At 70.3% G+C, this 24,436-nt stretch carries 20 protein-coding genes and 1 pseudogene; 13 read left to right on the forward strand and 8 right to left on the reverse strand.

The features are described 5' to 3' along the window. The 5 genes from PUR53_RS44260 (at position 1) to PUR53_RS44280 (ending at position 6,647) form a co-directional block, all read left to right on the forward strand. The gene (locus PUR53_RS44260) at positions 1–897 is read left to right on the forward strand and encodes a Cgl0159 family (beta/alpha)8-fold protein (RefSeq protein WP_329912369.1); all 897 of its coding nucleotides are present in this window, start codon (positions 1–3) and stop codon (positions 895–897) included. Between the two features lie 7 nt (positions 898–904). Further along, positions 905–1,753, forward strand: coding sequence for a 5-deoxy-glucuronate isomerase (iolB, locus tag PUR53_RS44265; RefSeq protein ID WP_329912265.1), 849 nt, complete (start codon positions 905–907; stop codon positions 1,751–1,753). Continuing rightward, a complete protein-coding gene (gene iolD, locus PUR53_RS44270) occupies positions 1,750–3,651 on the forward strand; it encodes a 3D-(3,5/4)-trihydroxycyclohexane-1,2-dione acylhydrolase (decyclizing) (protein WP_329912266.1) in 1,902 nt (633 codons plus the stop codon). The genes iolB and iolD overlap by 4 nt, the downstream gene beginning before the upstream one ends. Positions 3,652–3,667: 16 nt before the next feature. After that, entirely contained in the window at positions 3,668–5,170 is a 1,503-nt protein-coding gene (mmsA, locus tag PUR53_RS44275) for a CoA-acylating methylmalonate-semialdehyde dehydrogenase (RefSeq protein WP_329912267.1), read from the forward strand. A gap of 661 nt (positions 5,171–5,831) precedes the next feature. Continuing rightward, on the forward strand, positions 5,832–6,647 hold the full coding sequence (locus tag PUR53_RS44280) for a hypothetical protein (RefSeq protein ID WP_329912268.1): 816 nt from the start codon (positions 5,832–5,834) through the stop codon (positions 6,645–6,647). Between the two features lie 44 nt (positions 6,648–6,691). Here PUR53_RS44280 and PUR53_RS44285 read toward each other — a convergent pair whose 3' ends face one another. Next, a complete protein-coding gene (locus PUR53_RS44285) occupies positions 6,692–6,919 on the reverse strand; it encodes a hypothetical protein (protein WP_329912269.1) in 228 nt (75 codons plus the stop codon). Positions 6,920–8,039: 1,120 nt separating this feature from the next. Between PUR53_RS44285 and PUR53_RS44290 the strand changes: the two are divergent. Next, a pseudogene (locus PUR53_RS44290) lies at positions 8,040–9,274 on the forward strand (IS701 family transposase). Positions 9,275–9,352: 78 nt separating this feature from the next. Here the strand turns inward: PUR53_RS44290 and PUR53_RS44295 are convergent. From PUR53_RS44295 to PUR53_RS44305, 3 genes are all read right to left on the reverse strand, one after another. After that, a complete protein-coding gene (locus PUR53_RS44295; protein ID WP_329912270.1) occupies positions 9,353–9,838 on the reverse strand; it encodes a VOC family protein in 486 nt (161 codons plus the stop codon). A 219-nt stretch (positions 9,839–10,057) separates the two neighbouring features. Beyond that, positions 10,058–10,276 (reverse strand): hypothetical protein, encoded by a 219-nt coding sequence (locus PUR53_RS44300; protein ID WP_329912271.1) that lies wholly within the window; start codon positions 10,274–10,276, stop codon positions 10,058–10,060. Beyond that, a complete protein-coding gene (locus tag PUR53_RS44305; protein ID WP_329912272.1) occupies positions 10,273–10,602 on the reverse strand; it encodes a hypothetical protein in 330 nt (109 codons plus the stop codon). Before PUR53_RS44305 ends, PUR53_RS44300 begins: the two co-directional genes overlap by 4 nt. A 387-nt stretch (positions 10,603–10,989) precedes the next feature. On the opposite strand from PUR53_RS44305, the gene PUR53_RS44310 reads away from it, so the two are divergent. The 4 genes from PUR53_RS44310 to PUR53_RS44325 all read left to right on the forward strand — a co-directional run bounded on the left by PUR53_RS44310 (position 10,990) and on the right by PUR53_RS44325 (position 18,387). Then, positions 10,990–13,647 (forward strand): alpha/beta fold hydrolase, encoded by a 2,658-nt coding sequence (locus tag PUR53_RS44310; RefSeq protein WP_329912273.1) that lies wholly within the window; start codon positions 10,990–10,992, stop codon positions 13,645–13,647. Continuing rightward, a complete protein-coding gene (locus PUR53_RS44315; RefSeq protein WP_329897211.1) occupies positions 13,644–14,540 on the forward strand; it encodes an ABC transporter permease in 897 nt (298 codons plus the stop codon). The genes PUR53_RS44310 and PUR53_RS44315 overlap by 4 nt, the downstream gene beginning before the upstream one ends. A gap of 159 nt (positions 14,541–14,699) precedes the next feature. Continuing rightward, complete coding sequence (locus PUR53_RS44320) at positions 14,700–16,328, forward strand: vWA domain-containing protein (protein ID WP_329897210.1); 1,629 nt, start codon at positions 14,700–14,702, stop codon at positions 16,326–16,328. Positions 16,329–16,461: 133 nt separating this feature from the next. After that, complete coding sequence (locus tag PUR53_RS44325) at positions 16,462–18,387, forward strand: AMP-dependent synthetase/ligase (RefSeq protein WP_329897342.1); 1,926 nt, start codon at positions 16,462–16,464, stop codon at positions 18,385–18,387. Between the two features lie 89 nt (positions 18,388–18,476). On the opposite strand, the gene PUR53_RS44330 is transcribed toward PUR53_RS44325, so the two are convergent. Continuing rightward, on the reverse strand, positions 18,477–18,890 hold the full coding sequence (locus tag PUR53_RS44330; protein ID WP_329912274.1) for a rodlin: 414 nt from the start codon (positions 18,888–18,890) through the stop codon (positions 18,477–18,479). 113 nt (positions 18,891–19,003) lie between these two features. After that, positions 19,004–19,414 carry a rodlin gene (locus PUR53_RS44335; RefSeq protein ID WP_329894949.1) on the reverse strand — a complete coding sequence of 137 codons (411 nt, stop codon included), beginning with the start codon at positions 19,412–19,414 and terminating at the stop codon, positions 19,004–19,006. 257 nt (positions 19,415–19,671) lie between these two features. On the opposite strand from PUR53_RS44335, the gene PUR53_RS44340 reads away from it, so the two are divergent. From PUR53_RS44340 to PUR53_RS44350, 3 genes are all read left to right on the forward strand, one after another. Further along, entirely contained in the window at positions 19,672–20,082 is a 411-nt protein-coding gene (locus PUR53_RS44340) for a rodlin (RefSeq protein ID WP_329899442.1), read from the forward strand. 249 nt (positions 20,083–20,331) lie between these two features. Continuing rightward, positions 20,332–20,589: a chaplin gene (locus tag PUR53_RS44345; RefSeq protein WP_329899443.1), complete on the forward strand. Its 258-nt coding sequence runs from the start codon at positions 20,332–20,334 to the stop codon at positions 20,587–20,589. Between the two features lie 110 nt (positions 20,590–20,699). Next, on the forward strand, positions 20,700–21,737 hold the full coding sequence (locus PUR53_RS44350; protein WP_329912275.1) for a chaplin: 1,038 nt from the start codon (positions 20,700–20,702) through the stop codon (positions 21,735–21,737). Positions 21,738–21,792: 55 nt separating this feature from the next. On the opposite strand, the gene PUR53_RS44355 is transcribed toward PUR53_RS44350, so the two are convergent. Both PUR53_RS44355 and PUR53_RS44360 read right to left on the reverse strand, forming a co-directional pair. Next, entirely contained in the window at positions 21,793–23,052 is a 1,260-nt protein-coding gene (locus PUR53_RS44355) for an NAD(P)-binding domain-containing protein (RefSeq protein ID WP_329912370.1), read from the reverse strand. Next, entirely contained in the window at positions 23,052–24,371 is a 1,320-nt protein-coding gene (locus PUR53_RS44360) for a carboxylate--amine ligase (RefSeq protein WP_443080441.1), read from the reverse strand. The genes PUR53_RS44355 and PUR53_RS44360 overlap by 1 nt, the downstream gene beginning before the upstream one ends. Between the last annotated feature and the right edge of the window lie 65 nt (positions 24,372–24,436).

Genomic DNA, 24,436 nt, shown 5'->3' on the forward strand with positions numbered 1-24,436 from the left:
GTGGGCCCCCTCGGCCCCGTCGACGTCTCCGCCCTCGTCCGCACCCGGGTCCACCACCCCGAGGCGATCGCCGAGGCCGCCGCCCGCCGCACCCGGCGCCCCCTGATCGGCGACTCCGGCCGGCTGATGATCGTCGCCGCCGACCACCCGGCCCGTGGCGCCCTCTCCGTCGGTGACCGCAAGCTCGCCATGGCGAACCGCGCCGACCTCCTCGAACGACTGTGCCTGGCCCTGTCCCGCCCCGGCGTGGACGGCGTCCTCGCGACCGCCGACATCCTCGACGACCTGCTCCTCCTCGGCGCCCTCGACGGCAAGGTCGTCATGGGCTCGATGAACCGGGGCGGTCTCGCCGGCGCCAGCTTCGAACTGGACGACCGCTTCACCGGCCACCGCCCCGAGGACATGGAGCGCCTCGGCTTCGACGCCGGCAAGCTCCTGCTGCGCGTCGACTACGACGACCCGGGCTCGCTCACCACCCTGGAGTCCACCGCCCGCGCCGTGGACGCCATGGCCGAGCGCCGACTCCCCGTGTTTGTCGAGCCGTTCATCAGCCACCGCGACCCGGCCACCGGCAAGGTCAAGAACGACCTGAGCGCCGAGGCCGTCACCAAGTCGATCGCCATAGCGGCGGGCCTCGGCGGCAGTTCGGCGTACACCTGGCTGAAGGTGCCCGTCACCGAGAACCCCGACGACATGGCCCGTGTCATGGAAACCTCGACGCTGCCCGCCGTCCTGCTCGGCGGCGACGTCGGCGAGGACCAGGAGGGCGCGTACGAGAAGTGGCGCGGCGCGCTGCAACTGCCCACCGTGCAGGGCCTGGTGGTCGGCCGCTCGTTGCTCTACCCGGCGGACGACGACGTGACCGCCGCCGTGGACACCGCCGTCGGACTGTTGTGAGGGCCGCATGACACAGAAGACCGAGCTGTACGTACCCAAGGGCGCCACCGCGAACGCCCAGTACACCGTCGACATCGATCCGAAGCGGGCCGGCTGGACCCACAGCAGCCTCAGGATCGTGGAGTTGGGACCGGACGGGACGCACACCTTCACGACCGGGGACAGTGAGTGGATCGTGCTGTCCCTGGGCGGCGGTTGTACGGTTCAGGTGTCGGAGGAACCGGGCAATTCAGACGGTGACGGGGTCGCGGAGTTTCAGATCCTGGGCAGGGAGAGCGTGTTCGCCGGAGTCTCCGACTTCGTGTACGCGCCCCGCGACGCCCGGGTACAGATCGCCTCCGGCGCGGGAGGCCGCTTCGCTTTGGCAGGAGCGAAGTGCGAGCGACGACTCCCCGCCCGCTACGGCCCCGCGCCGGAGGTCCCCGTGGAAGACCGAGGCAGCGGCAACAGCGCCCGTCAGGTGCGCAACTTCGCCTCCGCCGACGCCTTCGAGTGCGACAAGCTGATCACCGTCGAGGTCATCACCCCCGGCGGCAACTGGTCCTCGTACCCGCCGCACAAGCACGACGAGAACCGGCCGGGGGAGGAGACCGAACTCGAGGAGATCTACTACTTCGAGATCGACGGCCCGAACGGCTTCGGCTACCAGCGTGTGTCGCCCTCCCGTGAGGGCGGCGCCGAGGTGCTCGCCGAGGTCCGTTCCGGTGACGCGGTGCTCGTTCCCGACGGCTGGCACGGCCCGTCCATCGCGCAGCCCGGCCACAGCATGTACTACCTGAACGTGATGGCGGGCCCCGGCCCCGAGCGGAAGTGGCAGATCTGCTTCCACCCCGACCACACGGAGGGGTACCGATGAGCCCGACCACCACCACGACCACCACGCGGCTCACCGTCGCCCAGGCCCTCGTCCGCTTCCTCGCCGCCCAGTACACCGAGCGCGACGGCGAGCGGCGGCGGCTGATCGGCGCCACCTGGGGCATCTTCGGCCACGGCAACGTCGCGGGCCTCGGCCAGGCGCTGGTCGAGTACGCCGACGACATGCCCTACCTCCAGGGCCGCAACGAGCAGTCGATGGTGCACGCGGCCGTCGGCTACGCCCGCCAGTCGAACCGGCTGTCGACGCACGCCGTGACGACGTCCATCGGCCCCGGCGCCACCAACCTCGTCACCGGCGCGGCCCTCGCCACCATCAACCACCTCCCGGTGCTGCTCCTCCCCGGCGACATCTTCGCCACCCGCCCGGCGGACCCGGTCCTCCAGCAGCTCGAAGTGCCGTACGCGGGCGACATCAGCGTCAACGACACCCTGCGCCCGGTGTCGAGGTACTTCGACCGGATCACCCGCCCCGAGGCGCTGATCCCGGCCGCGCTCCAGGCGATGCGCGTGCTCACCGACCCGGTCGAGACGGGCGCGGTGACCCTCGCCCTGCCGCAGGACGTGCAGGCGGAGGCGTACGACTGGCCGGAGGAGTTCTTCGCCGAGCGGACCTGGGCCGTGCGCCGCCCGGCGGCCGACGTCGCCGAACTGGCCGGCGCGATCGACGCGATCCGAGGCGCCCGCCGCCCGCTGATCGTCGCCGGTGGCGGCGTCCATCACGCCCGCGCGGAGGAGGCGCTCGCCGAACTCGCCGACGCCACCGGCATCCCCGTCGCCTCCACCCAGGCCGGCAAGGGCTCCCTCCGCTTCGACCACCCGCAGGACGTGGGCGGCATCGGCCACACCGGCACGGCGACCGCCAACGAACTCGCCCGCACCGCCGACCTGGTGATCGGCGTCGGCACCCGCTGGACGGACTTCACCACGGCCTCGAACACCCTCTTCGCCGCCGACGGCGTCCGCTTCCTCAACCTCAACATCGCGCCCTACGACGGCCACAAGCTCTCCGGTCTGCCGCTGGTCGCGGACGCGCGGGCGGGTCTCGAGGCCCTCTCCGAGGCGCTGGAGGTGCACGGCCACCGGGTCGCGGACGCGTACGTCGCCGAGTACGGGGAGGACAAGCAGCGCTTGGAGCACCGCGTCGACGCCTGCTACGAGGCCGACGAACCGGACACCCGGCCCACCCAGGCCCAGGTCCTCGGCCTCCTCGACGAGCTCGTCGACGAGTCCGACATCCTCATCAACGCGGCCGGTTCCCTCCCCGGTGACCTGCACAAACTGTGGCGGGCCCGGTCGCGGGACCAGTACCACCTGGAGTACGGCTACTCCTGCATGGGGTACGAGATCCCGGCCGCCATCGGCGTCCGGCTGGCCGCTCCCGGGCGCCCCGTGTGGGCACTGGTCGGCGACGGCACGTACCTGATGATGCCGACCGAGATCGTGACCGCCGTACAGGAGAACGTCCCGATCAAGGTGCTGCTCGTGCAGAACCATGGGTACGCCTCCATCGGCGGCCTCTCGGAGTCGGTCGGCGGCGAGCGGTTCGGCACCGCGTACCGCCACCGGAATCCGGACGACGGCCTGTTCACGGGCGCCCCCCTGCCCGTGGACCTCGCCGCCAACGCGGCCAGTCTCGGCATGCGCGTCCTGCGCGCCAAGACGGTCCGTGACCTGCGCGCCGCCCTCGCCGAGGCGCGGGCGGCCGACACTCCCACTTGTGTCTACGTGGAGACCGAAACGGCAGACACAGTGTCGGGCCCGCCTCCCGCGCAGGCCTGGTGGGATGTACCTGTGGCCGAGACCGCGACCCGCGCGTCGGCGGTCAAGGCACGCGAGGAGTACGACCGGCACGTCTCAACCCGACGCCGCCATCTGTAAGCAAGGAGTTTCTGGAATGACGAAGATCGTCAACCACTGGATCGGCGGCAAGACCGTCGAAGGCGCGTCGGGTACGTTCGGGCCGGTCACGGACCCGGCGACCGGCGCGGTCACCACCAAGGTCGCCTTCGCGACCGTGGACGAGGTCGGCGCGGCGGTCCGCACCGCCAAGGAGGCCTTCGCGACCTGGGGCCAGTCCTCGCTGGCCCAGCGCACCTCGATCCTGTTCAAGTTCCGCGCGCTGCTCGACGCCAACCGGGACGCGATCGCGGAGCTGATCACCGCCGAGCACGGCAAGGTGCACTCGGACGCGCTCGGCGAGGTCGCGCGCGGCCTGGAGATCGTCGACCTGGCCTGCGGCATCAACGTGCAGCTGAAGGGCGAGCTGTCGACGCAGGTCGCGAGCCGCGTGGACGTCTCCTCGATCCGCCAGCCGCTGGGTGTCGTCGCCGGCATCACGCCGTTCAACTTCCCGGCGATGGTCCCGATGTGGATGTTCCCGATCGCCATCGCGACCGGCAACACGTTCGTGCTGAAGCCGTCCGAGAAGGACCCGTCGGCGTCGATCAAGATCGCGGAGTTGCTGGCGGAAGCCGGTCTTCCGGACGGTGTCTTCAACGTCGTCCACGGCGACAAGGTGGCCGTCGACGCCCTCCTGGAGCACCCGGACGTCAAGGCGGTCTCCTTCGTCGGCTCGACCCCGATCGCCCGCTACATCCACACCACGGCCTCGGCGAACGGCAAGCGCGTCCAGGCCCTCGGCGGCGCGAAGAACCACATGCTGGTCCTCCCGGACGCGGACCTCGACGCGGCGGCCGACGCGGCGGTCTCGGCGGCGTACGGTTCGGCGGGCGAGCGCTGCATGGCGATCTCGGCCGTGGTCGCGGTGGGCGCGATCGGCGACGAACTCGTCTCGAAGATCCGCGAACGCGCCGAGAAGATCAAGATCGGCCCCGGCAACGACCCGACCTCCGAGATGGGCCCGCTGATCACGGCCGTCCACCGCGACAAGGTGGCGTCGTACGTCACCGGCGCGGCGGCCGAGGGCTGCGAGGTCGTCCTCGACGGCACCGGCTTCACGGTCGACGGCTTCGAGGACGGTCACTGGATCGGCATCTCGCTCCTCGACAAGGTGCCCACGTCCGCGAAGGCGTACCAGGACGAGATCTTCGGCCCGGTCCTGACCGTCCTGCGCGTCGACACCTACGACGAGGGCATCGCCCTCATCAACGCCTCCCCCTTCGGCAACGGCACCGCGATCTTCACCCGCGACGGCGGCGCCGCCCGCCGCTTCCAGCTGGAGGTCGAGGCCGGCATGGTCGGCGTCAACGTCCCGATCCCGGTCCCCGTCGGCTACCACAGCTTCGGCGGCTGGAAGGACTCCCTCTTCGGCGACCACCACATCTACGGCAACGACGGCACCCACTTCTACACCCGAGGCAAGGTAGTAACCACCCGCTGGCCCGACCCGGCCGACGGCCCGTCGGCAGTGGACCTGGGCTTCCCGCGCAACCACTGAGCACCCGCCCTATATGCCCGCTGACCTGAACGTTCTTGGTCAGCGGGCTCGTCGGTTGGCACAGGGTCTGCAGGATCTTGAGCGGGGCACGCAACGGGCCATCAATCGTGCGCCTGGCCTTGTCCTGAGTTGCGTTGCAACGCTGGCCCCGCCTTTGGCGTCCTGAAACAGGAAGCCATCCGGCTCGGCGCAGAACGCCTTCAGGTGCGCCACCAGGGCGTGCACGACAACGCCCCTGCAGGGGGACGACCTGCTCGGACTCGCTTGACGAAGTCGATGTGCCTGACCTGGAGAACCAGGGGGTAGCCCCGTTCCAGCGCCGAGGACCACCAGAACGTAGTACCTGTCAGGCATGGCCTCGGCCAGCGCGTGGACCCGGGCTACGGCCCGATGATTTGTGCCCGGTCCTCACCACGGCGGCCGGGCACAGTCATGTCAGGTCGCCGGTGGTGTGGCTGGGGTTCCTTCCGGCCTGGCATGTCGGAGAGGTGGACCCGGACCGACGAAACGCCCGTACCTCTGGAGGGCATCGGCGAGCTTGGTCAGGTTCTCCAGCTCAAAGGTCTCGCGCCGCTCGGTGAGGGTCCTGTCCCTTTCGGCTTGGCGGGCGTCGGCTTCGCGGGCTATTTGGCGTTTCTCGGTGAGGAAGCTGAGGAAGTAGGTGGATGCCAGGCCCAGGATGAACGTGGCGACGGGCTTCGCAATGTGTGCCCACTCGTTCAGGTCACGGAACCGACACATACCCCACACGCCTCTGCAACCCCCCCATACGCTGCCCCCTCACCACAACCCGCACAACAGGGGGACAAAAATGGCCAACTGGAAAGTCATCGGCGGACTCATCGGGGGCGTCCTCGTGCTCGGCGCCATCGGCAACGCCATTGACGGCGACGACTCTTCGGGCGCGCCGACGGCGGCCGCGAGCAGCCAGTCAGAGAGCCCGGCCGCCGACAGCAAGCAGAGCGCAGCCGACGACGACAAGAAGACGCCCGCCGAGAAGGCCACCGTCCCTGACTTCACCGGCATGGGCCTCCAATCCGCCCAAGACACCGCCCAAGACGCCGGGTTCTACAGCCTGAAGTCTCACGACTCTCTCGGCCGCGACCGCATGCAAGCCTTCGACCGGAACTGGAAGGTCTGCACCCAGAACATCAAGGCCGGCAAGACCGTCACGACGGACACCGAACTGGACTTCGGCACGGTCAAGCTGGAAGAGGACTGCCCGAGCAAGGATCAGACGGCGCCGTCGGCGGTCGGCGGGAAGATGCCGGACTTCGGAGGGAAGTCGGTGAAGGCAGCCCGGTCGGTGCTGGATTCCAGTACGCCGATCACGGTGAAGGACGCGTCGGGTGACGACAGGTTCGTTCTGCTGGAGTCGAACTGGCAGGTGTGCACCCAGACTCCGAAGGCAGGTACCGAGTTGAAGGGGCAGCCAGTGGAGTTCACGGCCGTCAAGTTCGAGGAGAACTGCCCCTGAACGCGCCTGGGCCCCGCCACGCAGCGGGGCCTCTCGTGTGCGCCCTACTGGTCCTCGTCGCCGAGACTTTCCATCATCTTGAGCTTGTCGAACTGGTTGTCTGTGTTCGTCCACCCCAGACCATCGACCGCCGTGGCTGTCAGCAGCGTGGTGTAGTCGTCCCCCGACAGCGGCTCGCACGCCTCCGGCCGGTCCTCCCCGCCCTCCTTGGTCTTTTTCTCCATCGTGTCGAACGCCTCCTTGGCCACGCCCTCGTACCCGGACCGGACCATGTCTGCGAGGATCTTGTCGAGCGGCGGCCCCGGCGAGCAGCAGGACGGTGGCGAGCAGGATGGTGGTGTGGCGCATGGTCCCCCCCCCGGGCGTGTGACGTGGAGTCGCATCATCGTGGGATGGCTGGGCACTGATGGCCGCGGATCGGCCATGCCCCGGGGCGGTTGCCGCCGTCGCCGGGTTTCTGGCAGGTCAAGTCGGCTCGCCAGGACGCCTATTCAGTCGCCGTACTGGAATAGTAATGGGGTGGAAGCCGCCGGGGGCGAGACTGCCGGTGTTGGCTCCTCGTGGGGTAGGCGTGGTCTGAGCGAAGGGCATAGTGTAATGTCCAGTAATTCACCTCTTTCAAGGGGAGAGGAAGTTGCTCTACTGACTTCCCTTTATCAAGCTGAACGTGCCGATAACGCATCGGTGTTCACTAACGCTCTCGCGATACTCGGCTTTTCCTTGACTTACATGGCGGTCGTCTCTGGATATATGAGCACCTCCCGTACTCTTAATGGTGGCGTTCTCGCATTCGCTCCCGCTCCCGCATGCGCACTTGTCGCTTACCATCAAGTTATGGTCGGAATGAATGGAGCAAGGTCGCATGCGGCATTCCTGATCGAGCAAAGGCTGACGCAACTTGTAGCCATTGGCTCCGCCCTGCTCCAAAGTGACGATGTGCAGAAGAGCCACATGTACCCGAGGCGATCTTCGGGGACCTTCCGGTTCGGCGTAACTGTCGGTGAAGAGTTCCTCGACCCTGGCGTCTCTTCGTGGGGACGCTCTGTGGCTAATGTACTGAGCTACGGCTCCATGCTGGCTATTACTATAGCTTTCTCGGCGTATACTTTGTGGCTCTCCTTTCGTAACGATGGTGGTATTTTCAGCTATGTGGGATGCCTGCTGTGTGCGGTACTCGTTGCGTCAATAGCGTGGAACATGTGGCTGAACTTGAAACGCCCGGAAGTGCGTTGTTAGTACTCCAGCTGTAGATCGTGATCTCGCTGGTGGAGGCGGTCCGAGAACGGGTGCGGCCACCGTTGATCATCGTGAGTTGTGTGGACTTACGAAGAGACGGTGGCCGCAGGTCACAGCATGGATCCCGGCTGTTGGCGGGAGGCGTTCGAGGTGGCCATGGGCCGCATCGCGGGCCGGTTCGCCCGGGTCGAACCCCGGTTGCGGGCAGGGAGGTTGGTGCTGGGGCTACTGTCGGACCTGCCCCGCAAGAACTGCTGGACGATCGCGGAGTGGGCCGGGGAAAAGACCCCGCACGGCATGCAGCACCTGCTGTGCCGTGCGTCCTGGGACGCCGATGCCGTGCGCGATGACGTCCGCGAGTACGTTGTCGAGCATCTCCATGACGAGGCGGCGGTGCTGGTCGTGGACGAGACCGGCGACGTGAAGAAGGGCAGCCGCACCGCCGGGGTCCAGCGCCAGTACACCGGCACCGCCGGACGGATCGAGACTCCCAGGTCGCCGTCTATCTCGTCTATGCGGGCGCCCGCGGGCACGCGGCGGTGGACCGGGAGTTGTACGTCCCCCGCTCCTGGACTGCCGACCCCCAGCGATGCCAGGCGGCCGGGCTGGGCGAGGACACCGTCTTCGCGACCAAGCCGGAGCTGGCCCGCTTGATGATTGAACGGTTCCTGGACGCCGGACACCGCATCGACTGGGTAACCGGCGACGAGGTGTACGGCGGCAACCCGAAGCTGAGGACAGCTCTGGAGGAGCGCGGGATGGGCTATGCGCTCGCCGTGGCCTGCTCAGCCGAAGTGGCCACCAAAGCAGGGAAGTTCCGCGCCGACGCGCTGGCGGCGAAGCTGCCCAAGCGGGCCTGGCAGAAACTGTCGGCCGGACGCGGCGCGAAGGGCCACCGCTTCTACAACTGGGCCGTCATCGACCTCGCCGACCCGGCGCCGGGCTACCGTCAGCTGCTGATCCGGCGCAACCGCACCACTGGTGAACTCGCCTACTACCGCTGCCGTTCCACCTTGCCGGTCCCGCTGAGCACGCTGGTCAAGACGGCTGGTTCCAGGTGGCGGGTGGAGGAAACCTTCCAGGCCGAGAAGGGCCTGGCGGGGCTCGATGAGCACCAGGTCCGCCGCTACCCCTCCTGGAGCCGCTGGGTCACCCTCGCCATGCTCGCCCACGCCTTCCTCGCCGTCGTTCGCGCCGACGAACACGTCCACCACCCCGGGCCAGGTGAGCTGATCCCACTCACCTGCAACGAGATCCAGCGCCTGTTCATCACACTCGTTGTCCAGCCCGTCCACGACGCGGATCACCGGCTCAGCTGGTCCCACTGGCGACGTCGTCGCCAGGCCCGATCGCGGGCCGGGCATTATCGGTGGCAAGCAGCCCAGACATGACCGAGCGGTTCAGTAGGCGAGTTCCGTCAGGTACGGGGCTCGGCATTCGGTCCGGATCACCGCGCGCACGGGGTCCAGTCACCCGGCGGTGGCCAGGCGGCGCCGAAGCTCCTCCTGCGAGACGTCTTCCACATGGGTCAGAAATACCCACATGTGACCTGAAGGGTCCTTGAGGATGACGGTACGGTCACCGTGGAACATGTCCTTCGGCGGCTGGAGGATCTCAGCGCCGGCGGCTTCTGCGCGCTCCGCCAGGCTGTCGACGTCCGGCACGAAGACATGCAGCGTGACGGACGTACCTCCGCCGAGCGAGGTCGGCGCGGCGAAGGAGGCGGCCTCCGCCTCGTCCACGCTGGCGTCGCCCAGCATCAGCGTCGACCGTCCGATGGTGATCTCGGCGTGCAGAATCCCGCCGCCCGGAGCGTCGATCCTGAAGTCCTCATGGGCGTCGAACGCCCGCTGGTAGAAATCGATCGCCGCGGCGGCGTCGTCGACCATGATGTGCGGGATCACGGCATAGCGGTAGCGGTCGGGGATCTCGATGTGGTCTGTGCGCTCGGTCACGGCGAACCTCCTTGAAAAGGCACCGCTGGTCGGTTCCTGCGGCTCTGGAAGGAACCTAAAAGCTCAAGTTTGATTGAGGTCAAGCGTCGATGTGGCCCTGCAGTCCTGCCTGCAGCGCACCTGCAGGCCCTGCCCTGTCAATCGGAAGGCACAGCTCGCCAACTCGAGTGCTCATCCGTCAGCAGAAGCGTTGAGCACATCAGGCACGGAGATCACGATCTACGGCTGGAGTATTAGCTCGGTGGCGCGGGCCTCGTCCAGCGCGGCCGGCGCGACGGCCGAGCGGACGGCGTCGGCGACGAGGCCGAGCAACACTGAGGCCGTACGGTGCCCAGGCCCTTCCTCTGCGGGAAGGGGCGGGGCACTGCCGTGTCCGGCCCCGGGGTCAGCCCTGCTGCTCCAGGTGCCGAACTTCTCGAAGTGCATGGTGATGATCATGGCGCCCATCTCCTGCCGCAGCCGGAGTGGTGGCTGGCGGTCCGCCTGTCCACGCGCTCCTCGCCGAGGTCCTCGACGCCCTTCGCGTATTTCAGGCTCCGCAAGGACTCCGCGGGGCTGGCTCCGCTGTCGCCGCTGAAGGCCTGGGCGCCCTTCTCGCCGAACACCGCCGACCCGTCGACCTTCAGCCATTCCTTGCCCGTGTAGGGACCGGAGGCCATCGGGTCGACGTTGTAGTAGTAGGCGCCGTCCACGAACAGGGCGTGGAGGGTCGGAACGTCCGTCAGCTCCCGCGTCCCGGCGGCCCCGGCGTCCGTGCCCTCCACGGTGACCGGGCGTCGGACCTGTCGACCGTATCGGCGGCCGCTTGACGGTCTCCGCGCCGCGCGCCGCCGTCGCCAGAAGCGCTGTAGCCGTGATCCTCACCCAGGTTGCGCTCTGCCGCACCTTCAGTGCCCACCCCGAAGATCCATGCCTGCACCGGACATGTGTGCCAATTGTGTGTGGCGCATCTATCCGGCTTCCACCGACACTCTCGCCACCGCGGTTACCGGCGGTGAGGCCCCACTTATCAGGTTGCTGTCAGGCCCGTCGCGCACCCCGGCATACCGCACCCGCTGTATGCCGAATTCCCCCCGTACGACCGTGGGATGTCCCACTCTTCCCCCCTCAGGGGGCCATGGGGCACCGGGACGGCCCCGTACCGTTGACGCATGGATCTTCGACTGACCGGGCCGCGACTGCGCGGAGCGCTGCGGCGGAGGCCGCGGCGGGCCGTTGCCGCCGTGGCCGCCGTCGTCGTGCTCGCCGGGGCCGGTACCTGGACGGCCACCGCCTCGGACGAAGCGGCGCCGGTGAAACGCGCCGACCAGTCCATGGAGACGGCCGACGGCGTGCGCATCGACACCTCGTACTTCACCTCCGGCGGCGACGGCCGCCGCCCGGCCGTCCTGCTCGGCCACGGCTTCGGCGGCAGCAAGAACGACGTCCGCGAGCAGGCCGAGGACCTCGCCCGCGACGGCTACGCGGTGCTGACCTGGTCCGCCCGCAGCTTCGGCAAGTCGACCGGCAGGATCGGGCTCAACGACCCCCAGGGCGAGGTCGCCGACGTCTCGAAGCTGATCGACTGGCTGGCGAAACGACCCGAGGTGCAGCTCGACAAGAAGGGCGACCCGCGCCTCGGCATGGCCGGCGCCTCCTACGGCGGAGCGATCGCGCTGCTGACCGCCGGGTACGACGACCGCGTCGACGCCATCGCGCCCGCGATCACGTACTGGAACCTGGCGGACGCCCTCTTCCCGAACGGCGTCTTCAAGAAGCTGTGGGCCGGGCTCTTCGTCAACACCGGCGGCGGCTGCGAGAAGTTCGAACCCCAGCTGTGCGAGATGTACCAGCGCGTCGCCGAGTCCGGGCAGCCCGACGCGGAGGCCGTGAAGCTGCTCGACGCGCGCAGCCCCGAGGCCGTCGGCGACCGCATCAAGGTGCCCACCCTGCTGATGCAGGGCCAGACCGACTCCCTCTTCCCGCTCGGCCAGGCCGACGCCGCCGCCGAGGCGATCAAGGCCAACGGCGCGCCTGTGGACGTCGACTGGATCTCCGGCGGCCACGACGGCGGCGACATGGAGACCAGCCGGGTCCAGGCCCGCACGGACGCCTGGTTCGACCGCTACCTCAAGGACGACAAGGGCGCCGACACCGGCTCCGCGTTCCGCGTCACCCGCACCCTCGGCACCGGCTCCGGCGACGGCGAACCCCGCCTCGCCGGCACCACCGACGACACCTACCCGGGCCTGGAGAGCGACCCCACGAAGATCGCCCTCGCCGGCCGTGAGCAGAGGTTCGAGAACCCGGCCGGCGCCAACCCGCCCGGCATCTCCGCGCTCCCCGGCCTCGGCGCCGCCGGCGGCCTCGCCCAGCTCTCCACGCTCGGCGTCGGCATCTCCCTGGACTTCCCCGGCCAGTTCGCCGCGTTCCAGTCGAAGCCCGTCGCCGACGACCTGCAGATCACCGGCTCGCCCACGGCGACGGTCCACGTCAAGTCCACCAGCGAGGACGCCGTCCTCTTCGCCAAGGTGTACGACGTCGGCCCGGACGGCAGGTCCCAGGTCCTCCCGTCCCAGCTCGTCGAGCCCCTGCGCGTCGAGGGCGCCAAGGCCGGCAAGGACGTGACGCTCACCCTCCCCGCCATCGACCACGAACTCGACGACGGCCACAGCCTCCGCCTGGTCCTCGCCTCCACCGACCTCGGCTACGCCTCCCCGACGACCCCGGCGACGTACACCGTCTCCCTCAAGGGCGACCTGGAGGTGCCCACGCCGCTCGGCCGGGCCGACCGGACGGACGTGCTGCCCGCCTGGGTCTGGTACCTGCCGATCGCGGGTGCCGTGATCGCCGCGGTGCTGCTGGTCACCGGGCGCCGCCGGATCGTCACCCCGGCCCCGGACCCGGCGCTCGCCGAGGTCCCGCTCCAGATCACGGACCTGAGCAAGAAGTACAGGAACGGCGACCGGTACAGCGTCCGCGACCTCTCCTTCCGCGTCGAGAAGGGCCAGGTGCTCGGGCTGCTCGGGCCGAACGGCGCGGGCAAGACGACGACCCTGCGCATGCTGATGGGCCTGATCCAGCCCGACGGCGGCCAGATCCGGGTCTTCGGCCACGCGATCGTGCCGGGCGCCCCGGTGCTCTCCCGGGTCGGCGCCTTCGTCGAGGGCGCGGGCTTCCTCCCGCACCTCTCCGGCCGCGAGAACCTGGAGCTGTACTGGGCCGCCACCGGCCGCCCGGCCGAGGACGCGCACCTCGACGAGGCCCTGGAGATCGCCGGCCTCGGCGACGCCCTGGCCCGCGCGGTCCGCACCTACTCCCAGGGCATGCGCCAGCGCCTGGCCATCGCCCAGGCCATGCTGGGCCTGCCCGACCTGCTGATCCTCGACGAACCGACCAACGGACTCGACCCGCCGCAGATCCGCGAGATGCGCGAGGTCATGATCCGGTACGCGGCCGCCGGTCGCACGGTCATCGTCTCCAGCCACCTGCTGGCGGAGGTCGAGCAGACCTGTACGCATCTGGTCGTCATGGACCACGGGCAGCTCGTCCAGGCGGGCCCCGTGAGCGAGATCGTCGGCTCCGGCGACACGCTGCTGGTCGGCACGTCCGAGCCCGTGGACGAGCCGGTCGTCGAGAAGATCGCCACCCTGCCGGGCGTCGACTCGGCCGTCCGCGCCGACGAGGGCCTGGTGGTCCGCCTCGGCGCCGACGGCAGCGCCCAGCGCCTGGTCGCCGACCTCGTGCGGCTGGAGGTCCCCGTGGCGTCGGTCGGCCCCCACCGCCGCCTCGAAGACGCCTTCCTCACCCTGATCGGAGAGTCCGCATGAGCACGCTGACCGAGCGTGCCGAGCACGCACCACCGGAATCCACACGGCCCGTCGAGGTCGCCGACGGCTACCGCGCCGGCCGCACCCTCCCCCTGAGGGTCGAGCTGGTCCGCCAGCTGAAGCGCCGCCGCACGATGGTCATGTTCGGCATCCTGTTCGCCCTGCCTCTGGTGCTGCTGATCGCCTTCCAGGTCGGCGGCTCGCCCGGCGAGGGCAACAACCGGGTCAACCTGATGGACACGGCGACGGCGTCCGGCGCGAACTTCGCCGCGGTGAACCTGTTCGCCGCGGCGGGCTTCCTCCTCGTCATCCCCGTCGCGCTGTTCTGCGGCGACACGGTCGCCTCGGAGGCCAGCTGGTCCTCCCTGCGCTACCTCCTCGCCGCGCCCGTGCCCCGCGCCCGGCTGCTGTGGTCCAAGCTCGTCGTCGGGCTCACCCTCAGCCTCGCCGCGCTGGTGCTGCTGCCGGTCGTCGCCCTCGCCGTCGGCACCGCCGCGTACGGCTGGGGCCCGCTGGAGCTGCCGACGGGCGGCGAACTCGCCGCCGGTGCCGCCGCGCAGGCCCTGGTGATCACCGTGGCGTACATCTTCGTGTCCCAACTGGTCACCGCCGCCATGGCGTTCTGGCTGTCCACGAGGACCGACGCGCCACTCGGCGCGGTCGGCGGCGCCGTCGGCCTCACCATCGTCGGCAGCGTCCTCGACGAGGTGACCGCCCTCGGCGACTGGCGCCACTTCCTGCCCACGCACTGGCAGTACGCCTGGCTGGACGTGGTCCGCCCGCAGCCCGAGTACACCGACATGATCCAGGGCGTCTCGATTTCCATAACGTACGCCCTGGTCCTGTTCGCCCTGGCCTTCCGGGGTTTCGGCCGCAAGGACGTCGTCTCCTAGGTCAACGGAAGATCACCTACCGGTCTCGACGGGCCCCCGCCGTGGCCGCTTCGAGACGGATCCGCAACTCCCCGTAGCGCACATCCGGGCCCCCTGCGCCGTCACAGTCACAACAGTCGCCCACAGAAAGGCGACAGATGACGTGGCTAGGGGGCCCGGATGCACACGTATCGCAGGACCAGTCCGACGGCGAGGCCGCGGCCGACGACACCACGACACCGGCGACGGCTCGGCACCGCGCTCCTCGCCCTGGGCACGGCCGGCGCCCTCCTCCTCACCGGGTGCAGCGGCAGCGCCGACGGGCAGGGCGACTCCTCCTCGTACGACCGGGGAAGGGGTGAGAGCCGCCCCGACGACGGCTTCCCGGCCCCCGCCCCCGAGGGCACCGGGCCCCGCGAGCAGCGGGAGGGGGAGACGGACGGGGAGCCCCAGGACATCGCCCCGACCCCCGACGACTTCCTGTCCACCTTCGCCCTCGACGTCGACACCGCCTCCTACGGTTACGCCCGCCGCACCCTCGACGACGGCGGCCTGCCCGACCCGTCGACCGTGCGCCCGGAGGAGTTCGTCAACAGCTTCCGCCAGGACTACGAACGCCCCGACGGCGACGGCTTCTCGGTGACCGTCGACGGCGCCCGGACGGACGACGACGACCGTGACGGGACCTGGTCCCTGGTCCGCGTCGGCCTCGCCACCCGAGCCGCCGGCGGCGACAGCGAGCGCCCGCCCGCCGCCCTCACCTTCGTCATCGACGTCTCCGGCTCCATGGCCGAACCGGGTCGCCTCGACCTCGCCCAGGACGCCCTGCGCACGATGACGAACCGGCTGCGCGACGACGACTCGGTCGCCATCGTCACCTTCAGCGACCAGGCCGAGACCGTCCTGCCGATGACCCGCCTCGACGACGACCGGGACGAGGTCCTGGACGCGGTCGACAGTCTGGAACCCACCGCCTCCACCAACCTCGCGGCAGGCGTCGAGACCGGCTACGAGACCGCCGTCGACGGCCTGCGCAAGGGCGCCACCAACCGGGTCGTCCTCCTGTCCGACGCCCTCGCCAACACCGGCGCCACCGACGCCGACACCATCCTCGAACGCATCGCGAGCGAACGCCGCGAACACGGCATCACCCTCTTCGGCGTCGGAGTCGGCAGCGACTACGGCGACGAGCTCATGGAACAGCTCGCCGACCGGGGCGACGGCCACACCACCTACGTCTCCACCGAGGAGGAGGCCGAGGAGGTCTTCTGCGAGGAACTCCCGCGCCACGTCGACCTCACCGCCCGCGACGCCAAGGTCCAGGTCTCCTTCGACCCGGCGACGGTCGAGGAGTTCCGCCTGATCGGCTACGACAACCGGCAGGTCGCCGATGAGGACTTCCGCGACGACCGTGTCGACGGCGGCGAGGTCGGCCCCGGCCACACCGTCACCGCCCTCTACGCCGTCCGCACCGAGGAGGGCACCGAGGACGGTCACCTCGCCACCGCCACCGTCCGCTGGCTCGACCCCGACTCCCGCACCCCGCACGAGGAATCCGCCGGTCTGGAGGCCTCGGCGCTCCACGGCGACCTGTGGGCCTCTGCACCGTACGGCCTCCGCGTCGCCGCCGTGGCCGCGTACTTCGCCGACTCCCTCCGCCGCCAGGACACCCGCTGGACCGACCTCCCCGCCCGTCCCACCCTCCGCCAACTGGGCCGCCACGCGGACGACTTGGCCCGGGACCGCGAGGACAGGGACCTGTACGACCTGGCCGAGGCGATCAGGACGGCGGACACCCTGCTCGGCTAGCGCGCCGGACCCGGGCCGCCCGCCCCGGCCGCCCGGAGTCGTCCGGAGTCGTCCGAAACCATTGAAAATTCCTTACGCACCGGTAAGTTGACTCGTCGGTAATGAACCGGTCATGGGGCCTCGGGGAGTGGTGATGGGCGTACGCAAGGACTTGAACAAGGCGAAACAGCGCGGCGGCCTCACCGACCGCGTCAGGGTCGAGGTCGTCCGGGACGAGCGGGGTGTCGTCCGTGAGGCACGCACCCCCGCCCTCGCGCCCCGCCTGAGCGGCGGCAGCATCGCCGACCTTCCGTACGTCAACGCGACCGAGGCCCCCGACGCGGTGGTGCTGCGCCGCGCCGACCACCACGGCGCCTACCACCCGGTCACCGCCACCGACTTCGTCCGCGAAGTCACCGCCACCGCGAAGGGGTTGATCGCCGCCGGGCTCGAACCCGGCGGCCGGGTCGCGGTGATGTCCCGCACCCGCTACGAGTGGACGGTCCTCGACTTCGCCGTCTGGGCCGCCGGCGGTCAGTCCGTCCCCGTCTACGCCACGTCCTCGCCCGACCAGATCGAGTGGATCGTCCGCGACTCCGGCTGCCGTTTCGTGGTGGTGGAGACTCCCGAGAACGCGGAGGCCGTCGCCACCGCCACCGCCCGCCACTCCCAGCCCCCGCACGTCTGGCAGATCGACCGGCAGGCCCTCGCTCACCTCGCCGACCTGGGCCGGGGCGTCCCCGACGACGAGGTCACCAAGCGCCGCGCCGCCCTCACCCCCGACACGGCCGCGACCATCTGCTACACCTCCGGCACCACCGGCCGCCCCAAGGGCTGCGTCCTCACCCACGCCAACCTCCACGCGGAGGCCGCCAACACGGTCGAACTGCTCCACCCGATCTTCAAGGAGATCTCCGGCCAGGTCGCCTCCACCCTCCTGTTCCTCCCCCTCGCCCACATCCTCGGCCGCACGATCCAGATCGCCTGCCTCATGGCCCGCATCGAGATCGGCCACTGCCCGAGCATCAAGCCCGACGAACTGCGGCCCGCGCTCAAGAGGTTCCGCCCCACCTTCCTGGTCGGCGTCCCCTACCTCTTCGAGCGGATCCACGCCACCGGCCGCGCCACCGCCGAACGCCTCGGCCGCGGCGCCTCCTTCGACCGCGCCCACCGCCTCGGCGTCCGCTTCGCCCGCGCCTACCTCGACAAGTTCCTGGACCGGGGCCCCGGCCCGACCCCCGGCCTGTACGCCGCCTGGGCCCTGTACGACCTGCTGGTCTACCGCCGCGTCCGCAAGGAACTCGGCGGCCGCATGCGCTACGCCATCAGCGGCGGCTCCCCCCTCGACCGCGACCTCAACCTCTTCTTCTACGCCGCCGGGATCATCGTCTACGAGGGCTACGGCCTCACCGAGACCACCGCAGCCGCCACCATCGTCCCGCCGCTGAAGCCCCGCCCCGGTACCGTCGGCCAGCCCGTGCCCGGCACCGCGGTCCGCATCGCCGACGACGGCGAGGTCCTCATCAAGGGCGGCATCGTCTTCGGCACCTACTGGAACAACCCGGTCGCCACCGCCGCCGCCCTCACCGACGACTGGTTCGCCACCGGCGACCTCGGCGCGCTCGACGACGACGGCTATCTCACCATCACCGGCCGCAAGAAGGACATCCTCGTCACCTCCGGCGGCAAGAACGTCTCCCCGGCCGTCCTGGAGGACCGGCTGCGCAGCCGTCCCCCGGTCGGGCAGTGCATCGTCGTCGGCGACAACCGCCCCTTCGTCGCCGCCCTCATCACCCTCGACCCCGAGGACGTCACCCACTGGCTGCACGTCCGCGGCATGTCCCCGGACACCCCGCTCTCCGAGATCGTCACCGACCCCCGGATGCGCGCCGACGTCCAGCAGGCCGTCGACTACGCCAACCAGGCCGTCTCCCGCGCCGAGTCCATCCGCGAGTTCAAGCTGGTGGACGGCGAGTTCACCGAGGAGAACGGCCTGCTCACCCCGTCCATGAAGGTCAAACGCCACACGGTCACGGCGGCGTACGCGGCGGCGATCGAGTCGCTGTACGCCAGGAAGTGAGCCGGGAGTGACCGTGCTCGGACACACGAAGAGCGGGCCGCCGATGTAGTCGGCGACCCGCTCGTGTCCGTCCGGTGGTGGCGTCGGTGTTACTTGCCGCCGTCCTTGCCGCCGCCGTTGCCGTTGTCCGAGAGGATCGGGATGTCGGACAGGATGTGCGACAGGGGCTCGTCGCCCTTGGCCTGGGTGGAGTTCTCGGTGCACTGCTGGTTCTGCGGGGCGGAAAGGATCGGGATGTCCTGGAGCGCGACTCCGAGAGCACCGATGCCGCCGAGGTTCAGCTTGGCCGGCAGACCGATGCAGGGCTTGTTCAGCGAGCCCTGGACCAGCGAGAGCTGAGGGCTCATGTCGCCCTTGGTGACGGAATTGCCGAACGCCTGGTGGGCGCCGTTCCCGCTGAAGGACGTGGTGCCACCGTCGTCGGCAAGCGCCTGGGGCGCGGCAGCGGCCGCGAGGCCCGTGATGGAAGCGGCAACAGCCGCGGTAGCCCACAGCTTCTTCATGTTTCGAACCCTTTCGGAAAGCGGACTCCGTTGCGGAGTTGCACCCTGATCAACAGGGCATCCAGCCAACGGTTGCGTTGATTGCGCCTTTTGGAGCAATAGGCGGCTTATCGTCAGTGCTTGCTGCCGCCGTTGCCGTTGTCCGAGAGGATCGGGATGTCCGACAGGATGTGCGACAGGGGCTCGTCACCCTTGGCCTGGGTGGAGTTCTCGGTGCACTGCTGGTTCTGCGGGGCCGACAGGATCGGGATGTCCTGGAGGGCGATGCCGCCGATGAGCCCGGCGCCGCCGAGGTTGGCCTTGAGGGGCAGGCCGATGCACGGCTTGTTGAGCGAGCCCTGGATCAGCGCCATCTGCGGGCTCATGTTGCCGTACGTGGCCGAGTTTCCGTACACCTGGTGGGCGTCGTTCCCGCTGAAGGACGTGGTGCCACCGTCGTCGGCGAGCGCCTGGGGTGCGACGGCCGCCGAGGCTCCGACGGCGGAGGCGGCGATAGTCGTCACGGCCATAATCTTCTTGATCACTTGTGATTCCCCTTCTGGACGGACCCCGTTTCCACCGGAGCGTCATGGACAACTCGTCCCCGGACTTTCCGGTTGCTCCGATTCACTCCGTCGGCCCACGTGAAGGGGTGGGCGCGGGGCGTGCGCAGAGAGGCCGATGCGCGGGAATTCGCCGACGCGAGCGGGCCGAATGGGCGACCTTCCGAAACCCGTGTGGGCGCGTCGCCGTTGCTGCCAGCGTCTAGGGACCCGCGGGTCCGCCAGGAAAGGAACGCGAAATGCTCAAGAAGGCAATGGCCGCGGTCACGGTCGCCGCTTCCATCACCGGCCTCGCGGCCGCCGCCGCACCCCAGGCGCTCGCCGATGACGGTGGCACCACGTCCTTCAGCGGCAACCACGCCACCCAGGCGTTCGGCAACTCCGCGACGAAGGGCGACATGAGCCCTCAGCTCTCGCTGGTCCAGGGCTCGCTGAACAAGCCGTGCATCGGCCTGCCCCTCAAGGCCAACATCGGCGGTCTCGGACTGCTCGCCGGGCTCGCGGCCCAGGACATCCCGATCCTCTCCGCCCCGCAGAACCAGCAGTGCACCGAGAACTCCACCCAGGCCAAGGGTGACGAGCCCCTGTCGCACATCCTGTCCGACATCCCGATCCTCTCGGACAACGGCAACGGCGACGGCAAGCACTGATCGGACAATCGTCGAACGACTCGGGTCGCGCGCGGTGGCGTTCGGCCCGAGTCGTTCGTCTGCCCCCGGACGCGCCATTCGGGTGGCATCGATATGTCTTTCCGACAATCTCGCGGGGCGATTGGGTGAATTACCCTACCCTCCGCGTTCGGAAGTTTCTTCCGATGTCTATGCCTCGTTTCACAGGCTGCAGGTCATGATGCGAGCCGTCCATGCTGTGCTCGCTCGGTTTCGGCCGTCAATTCGGGCATGACCGCAGAGAAAGGAAATGACGTGAAGCTCAAGAAGAGCGCTGCCGTCGTCGCCGGCGCGATCATGGCCCTGAGCATCGCCACCCCGGCTTTCGCCGATGCCGAGGCCAAGGGTGCCGCCATCGGGTCCCCGGGTGTCCTCTCGGGCAACGTGGTTCAGGTTCCGATCCACATCCCGGTCAACGTGTGCGGCAACTCCATCAACATCATCGGGCTGCTCAACCCGGCAGCCGGCAACGTGTGCGTCAACCACTGACGTCGTAACGCCTCGCACCAGCCGCTCGGCTGTGCCTCAGCCGGTCTTGGAGTGTCCTCAACGGCTCCAAGGCCGGCTTTTCCCACTTCTGCGAGCAGGAAGAACACGAGATGCGACAGACCCTGCGCAAGAGAATGGTCGTGGCCGCCGCGACGACAGGCCTGCTGTCCCTCTACGGCACGCCGGTCCTCGCGGACACGGGCGCGCACGGGGCCGCCGCGAACTCGCCCGGCGTGGCTTCGGGCAACGCGGTCGAGGTGCCGGTCACCGTTCCGGTCAACGTCTGCGGCAACACCGTCGACGCGGCCGCCCTCGGCAATCCGTCCGTCGGCAACGCGTGCGGCAACACCGGCGACCACACCTCGGAGAAAGCCGAGCAGGCCGAGGAGACCGAGAAGACCGAGAGCGCCAAGAGCAGCAAGAGCGTCCCGGAGCGTCATACCGCCCCGGTCGCGGAGCCCGTGTACACCCCGGCCCCCGCGTCCGGGCCCGAGGAGTCGGTCTCCTCGGCGCCGGAACCCGAGGACTCCTGGGCGCCGTCGTCGTACGAGGAGTACACGGAGCCCGACGCGTACCAGGGGCCCGACCAGCACGGGACGTACGACGAGGGCACGGCGTACGAGGAGTTCACGCAGGACTGGGACGACGGCGGCTACGGACACCACGACGACTCGTCGAGCGGTTACGGCGACCAGCCGCACGACGAGGAGACCGAGGGCGGTTACGGCGACCATCCGCCGACCAACCCGCCCACCGAGACCCCGCGCCCCACCAAGCCGCCGACGAAGCCTCCGCACACCACGAAGCCGCCGACGACTCCGCCGACGAAGCCCCCGCACTCGACGCACCCGCCCACGAAGCCGCCGACGACTCCGCCGACGAAGCCTCCCTACACGACGAAGCCGTCGACGAACCCGCCGACGAAGCCTCCGCACTCGACGCACCCGCCCACGAAACCGTCGACGCACCCCCCGACGCAGTCGCCGTATCCCACGAAGCCGCCGACCATGCCGCCCACCAAGCCGCCCACGCTCCCCGAGACCGGCAGCGACCGTGAGGCGCTGATCGCCGCCGGGGCCGCCAGCTTCGCGCTGATCGCGGGCGGGGCCATCGTCTACCGGCGGGGCCGGGCCGCAGCCGGCCGATGACCGCACGGTGAGTCGCTCCGGGTGCCGGGGGCGCGCCGCCCGGCACCCGAGCCCGTCACGACCCGGCGGTGGACGCCAGGTCGGCCCGTGCCCCCGGCACCGGGATCCGGTCGCCGGGCACCCCTGAGCGCAGCCGCCGCCGTACCCCTCGTACGAGGGTGGGCGCCGTGAACGACGCGCCGTGCACGAAGCGCATCGCGGGGCCGAAGCCGGCGGCCGTGGTCAGGCCCGCGAAGAACAGACCGGGGACCGTGGACTCGAAGTCCCGCCCGACCGCGGGCGAGCCGTCGGGCAGGGGCACGAGGTCCGCGCGCACCTCCGGCGCCAGCAGGTCAAGCCGGTCGCAGCCGGCCCTGAACCCCGTGGCCGCGATGACGTGTTCGGTGTCCAGCGAGGTGAGCTCGCCGCTCCGATCGACCGTCTCCAGGCGTACGGCGTCGCCCGTCTCGTACGCCACCGCCACCTCCTGGCCGAGCCGTACCTCGACGGTGCGCTCGACGCGGTCGCGCAGCCACCAGGCACCCGCGGGTCCCAGCGCCTCGGCGGCCACCCGTACCCGCCGCGACTCCGGCAGACGGCGGAACCAGCCGGGCCGCTCGGCGTAGAACCAGTTGCGCCAGCCGCAACCGAGCCCGCTGTGCGGGGAGCGGACCGAGTGCCGCGCGGGGCGTACCAGCGGGGGTGGCACGTCGTTCCAACGCAGGTGGTGGGAGCGGACCAACACCCGTGCCCGGGTGCCCTGTTCGGCGAGGAGCGCGGCCGTCTCCAGGGCGGCCTGCCCGCCGCCGATCACCGTGACGTCCCTGCCCCGGAACCGGCCGAGGTCGTGGTGGTGGCTGCTGTGGGAGACCCGGTCGGCGGACAACTCGCGCAACACGGGCGGGACTTCGACGAAGGGGATCACACCGACGGCGAGGACCACCGTACGGGCGCGGACCACGTCGCCGTCGGTCAGGACCGCCTCGAAGCCACCGCAGCGGCGCCGGACGCATGCCACCGTCCGTTCGTCGACGGGGGGAACGGCGTTTCGGGCGAACCACAGGCCGTACGAGGCGAAGGTGCCGACCGGGATCGGCAGCCCGTGGCGGGCCTTGACGCCGCGCTGCGCGCAGTACACGTCCAGGCGCCAACGACTATCGGGATCGGAGAGGTTGGAGGCCCACGGCTCGGACTTGAGGAACATGCCGGGTGGCATGTGGTCCCGCCAGGACGCCATGGGCCGGCCGAGGACGCGCAGGCTCAGCCCGGCGGCCGCGGCGTGGGACGCGATGGACAGGCCGTACGGGCCGGCGCCCACCACCAGCAGGTCGTACATCAGGCGCTGCTCGCTTTCTCGTTCTCGGCGCACTTCTCGGCACGGTTTCCGGCGCGGTTCTCCGCCCGGTGGCCGTCGGGGGCGCGGTGGTGGTCGGGGGCGCGCTCGTGCCGGACGGGAGGGGGCGTGCGGGCCGCCAGCAGTCGGCCGAGTGCGTGGCGCGGCCACAGCGACCACAGCGCGAGGCCGGGGGCGCGGTCGTCCCGCGCGTACCAGGCCAGCTCACGCGCACCCGGCCGGGACGGCGGGCACGGGAGCGGATGGGGGCGCAGCGCGGTCAGCGGCGCGTAGTTCTCCACGACGAAGGTCCGGCCCGGCACCGGCGCCCCGTCCGGCACCCGACGGCCGGTCAGGTCCAGATGCAGGGCGCGTACGACGTCGACGCCGGCGGTGTCCGTGAAGAGCCGGAACTGGGCGCCGGGACGGGGGTTGAAGTCGAGCAGGTGGTAGACGTCGGTCCGGCCCTCGCGGCGGAAGTCGAGGTCGAACACGCCCCGGTAGCCGAGCGCGCCGGTCAACCGCTCGGCCAGGGCCTGGACCCGGGGGTTCGGCGTCCAGCGGCCGACGGTGGTCAGGCCCGCGCCGGGCGGCCAGGCGCCCAGCTTCCGGCCGGGCCCGCCGCAGCGCACGACTCCGGCGCGGTCCACGTAGCCGTGGAAGAACCAGTCGCGGTCCAGCCCCGGCGGCAGGAAGGCCTGGAGCAGCAGTCGGCTGCCCGCCCGCTCCGAGCGCCGGTACAGGTCCGCCGCCTCTCCGGCCGAGCGCAGCACCACCGTGCTGCGCAGTCCCGAGCCGGCGGGCAGCAGCCACGGTCGGCTCCACTTGGCCACCACCGGCAGGCCCAGCTCGCGGGCGGCGGCCTCCGCCTCCGCCGCGCTGTCGGGGACGGCGGTCGCCGGGTGCGGGAGGCCCAGCCGCCCGCACAGCACGGCGAGCTCGGCCTTGTCGGCCACCTGCTCGGCGAGGTCGGGCGGCCCGGCAGGGAGCAGGAAACGGTCCGTCAGCTCCGCACGCAGCCGGGCGACGGCCACCGCGCTCGCGTCGTCCAGGGCGACCAGCACGGCCGGGCGGCCGACCCGGTCCGCCACCCGGCGCAGGACGCGCGCGAACTCGTCGAGACAGGCCCCCGGGCGGGGTGGGGTGTGGGTCGCGCGGATGAACCGTGAGCTGCGCACGGGGCTCGCCGCGCAGTCGGCGACCAGATGCACCTCCACCCCGGCCCGCCCCAAGGACCGTACGGCTCCCAGGGTTCCGTGGTGGAAGGGATTGCGGTCCGTCCGCAGCAGTACGGCCGGAACGCGGGTGTCGAGCGGCGACACATTCATTTCGTCGGGGTCCTCGCACATTTCTTTGACGTCGGGTCACCCGTGCGGGCGATTCGGGC

The organism is Streptomyces sp. SP18BB07 (assembly GCF_036322545.1).
GTDB lineage: Bacteria > Actinomycetota > Actinomycetes > Streptomycetales > Streptomycetaceae > Streptomyces > Streptomyces deccanensis.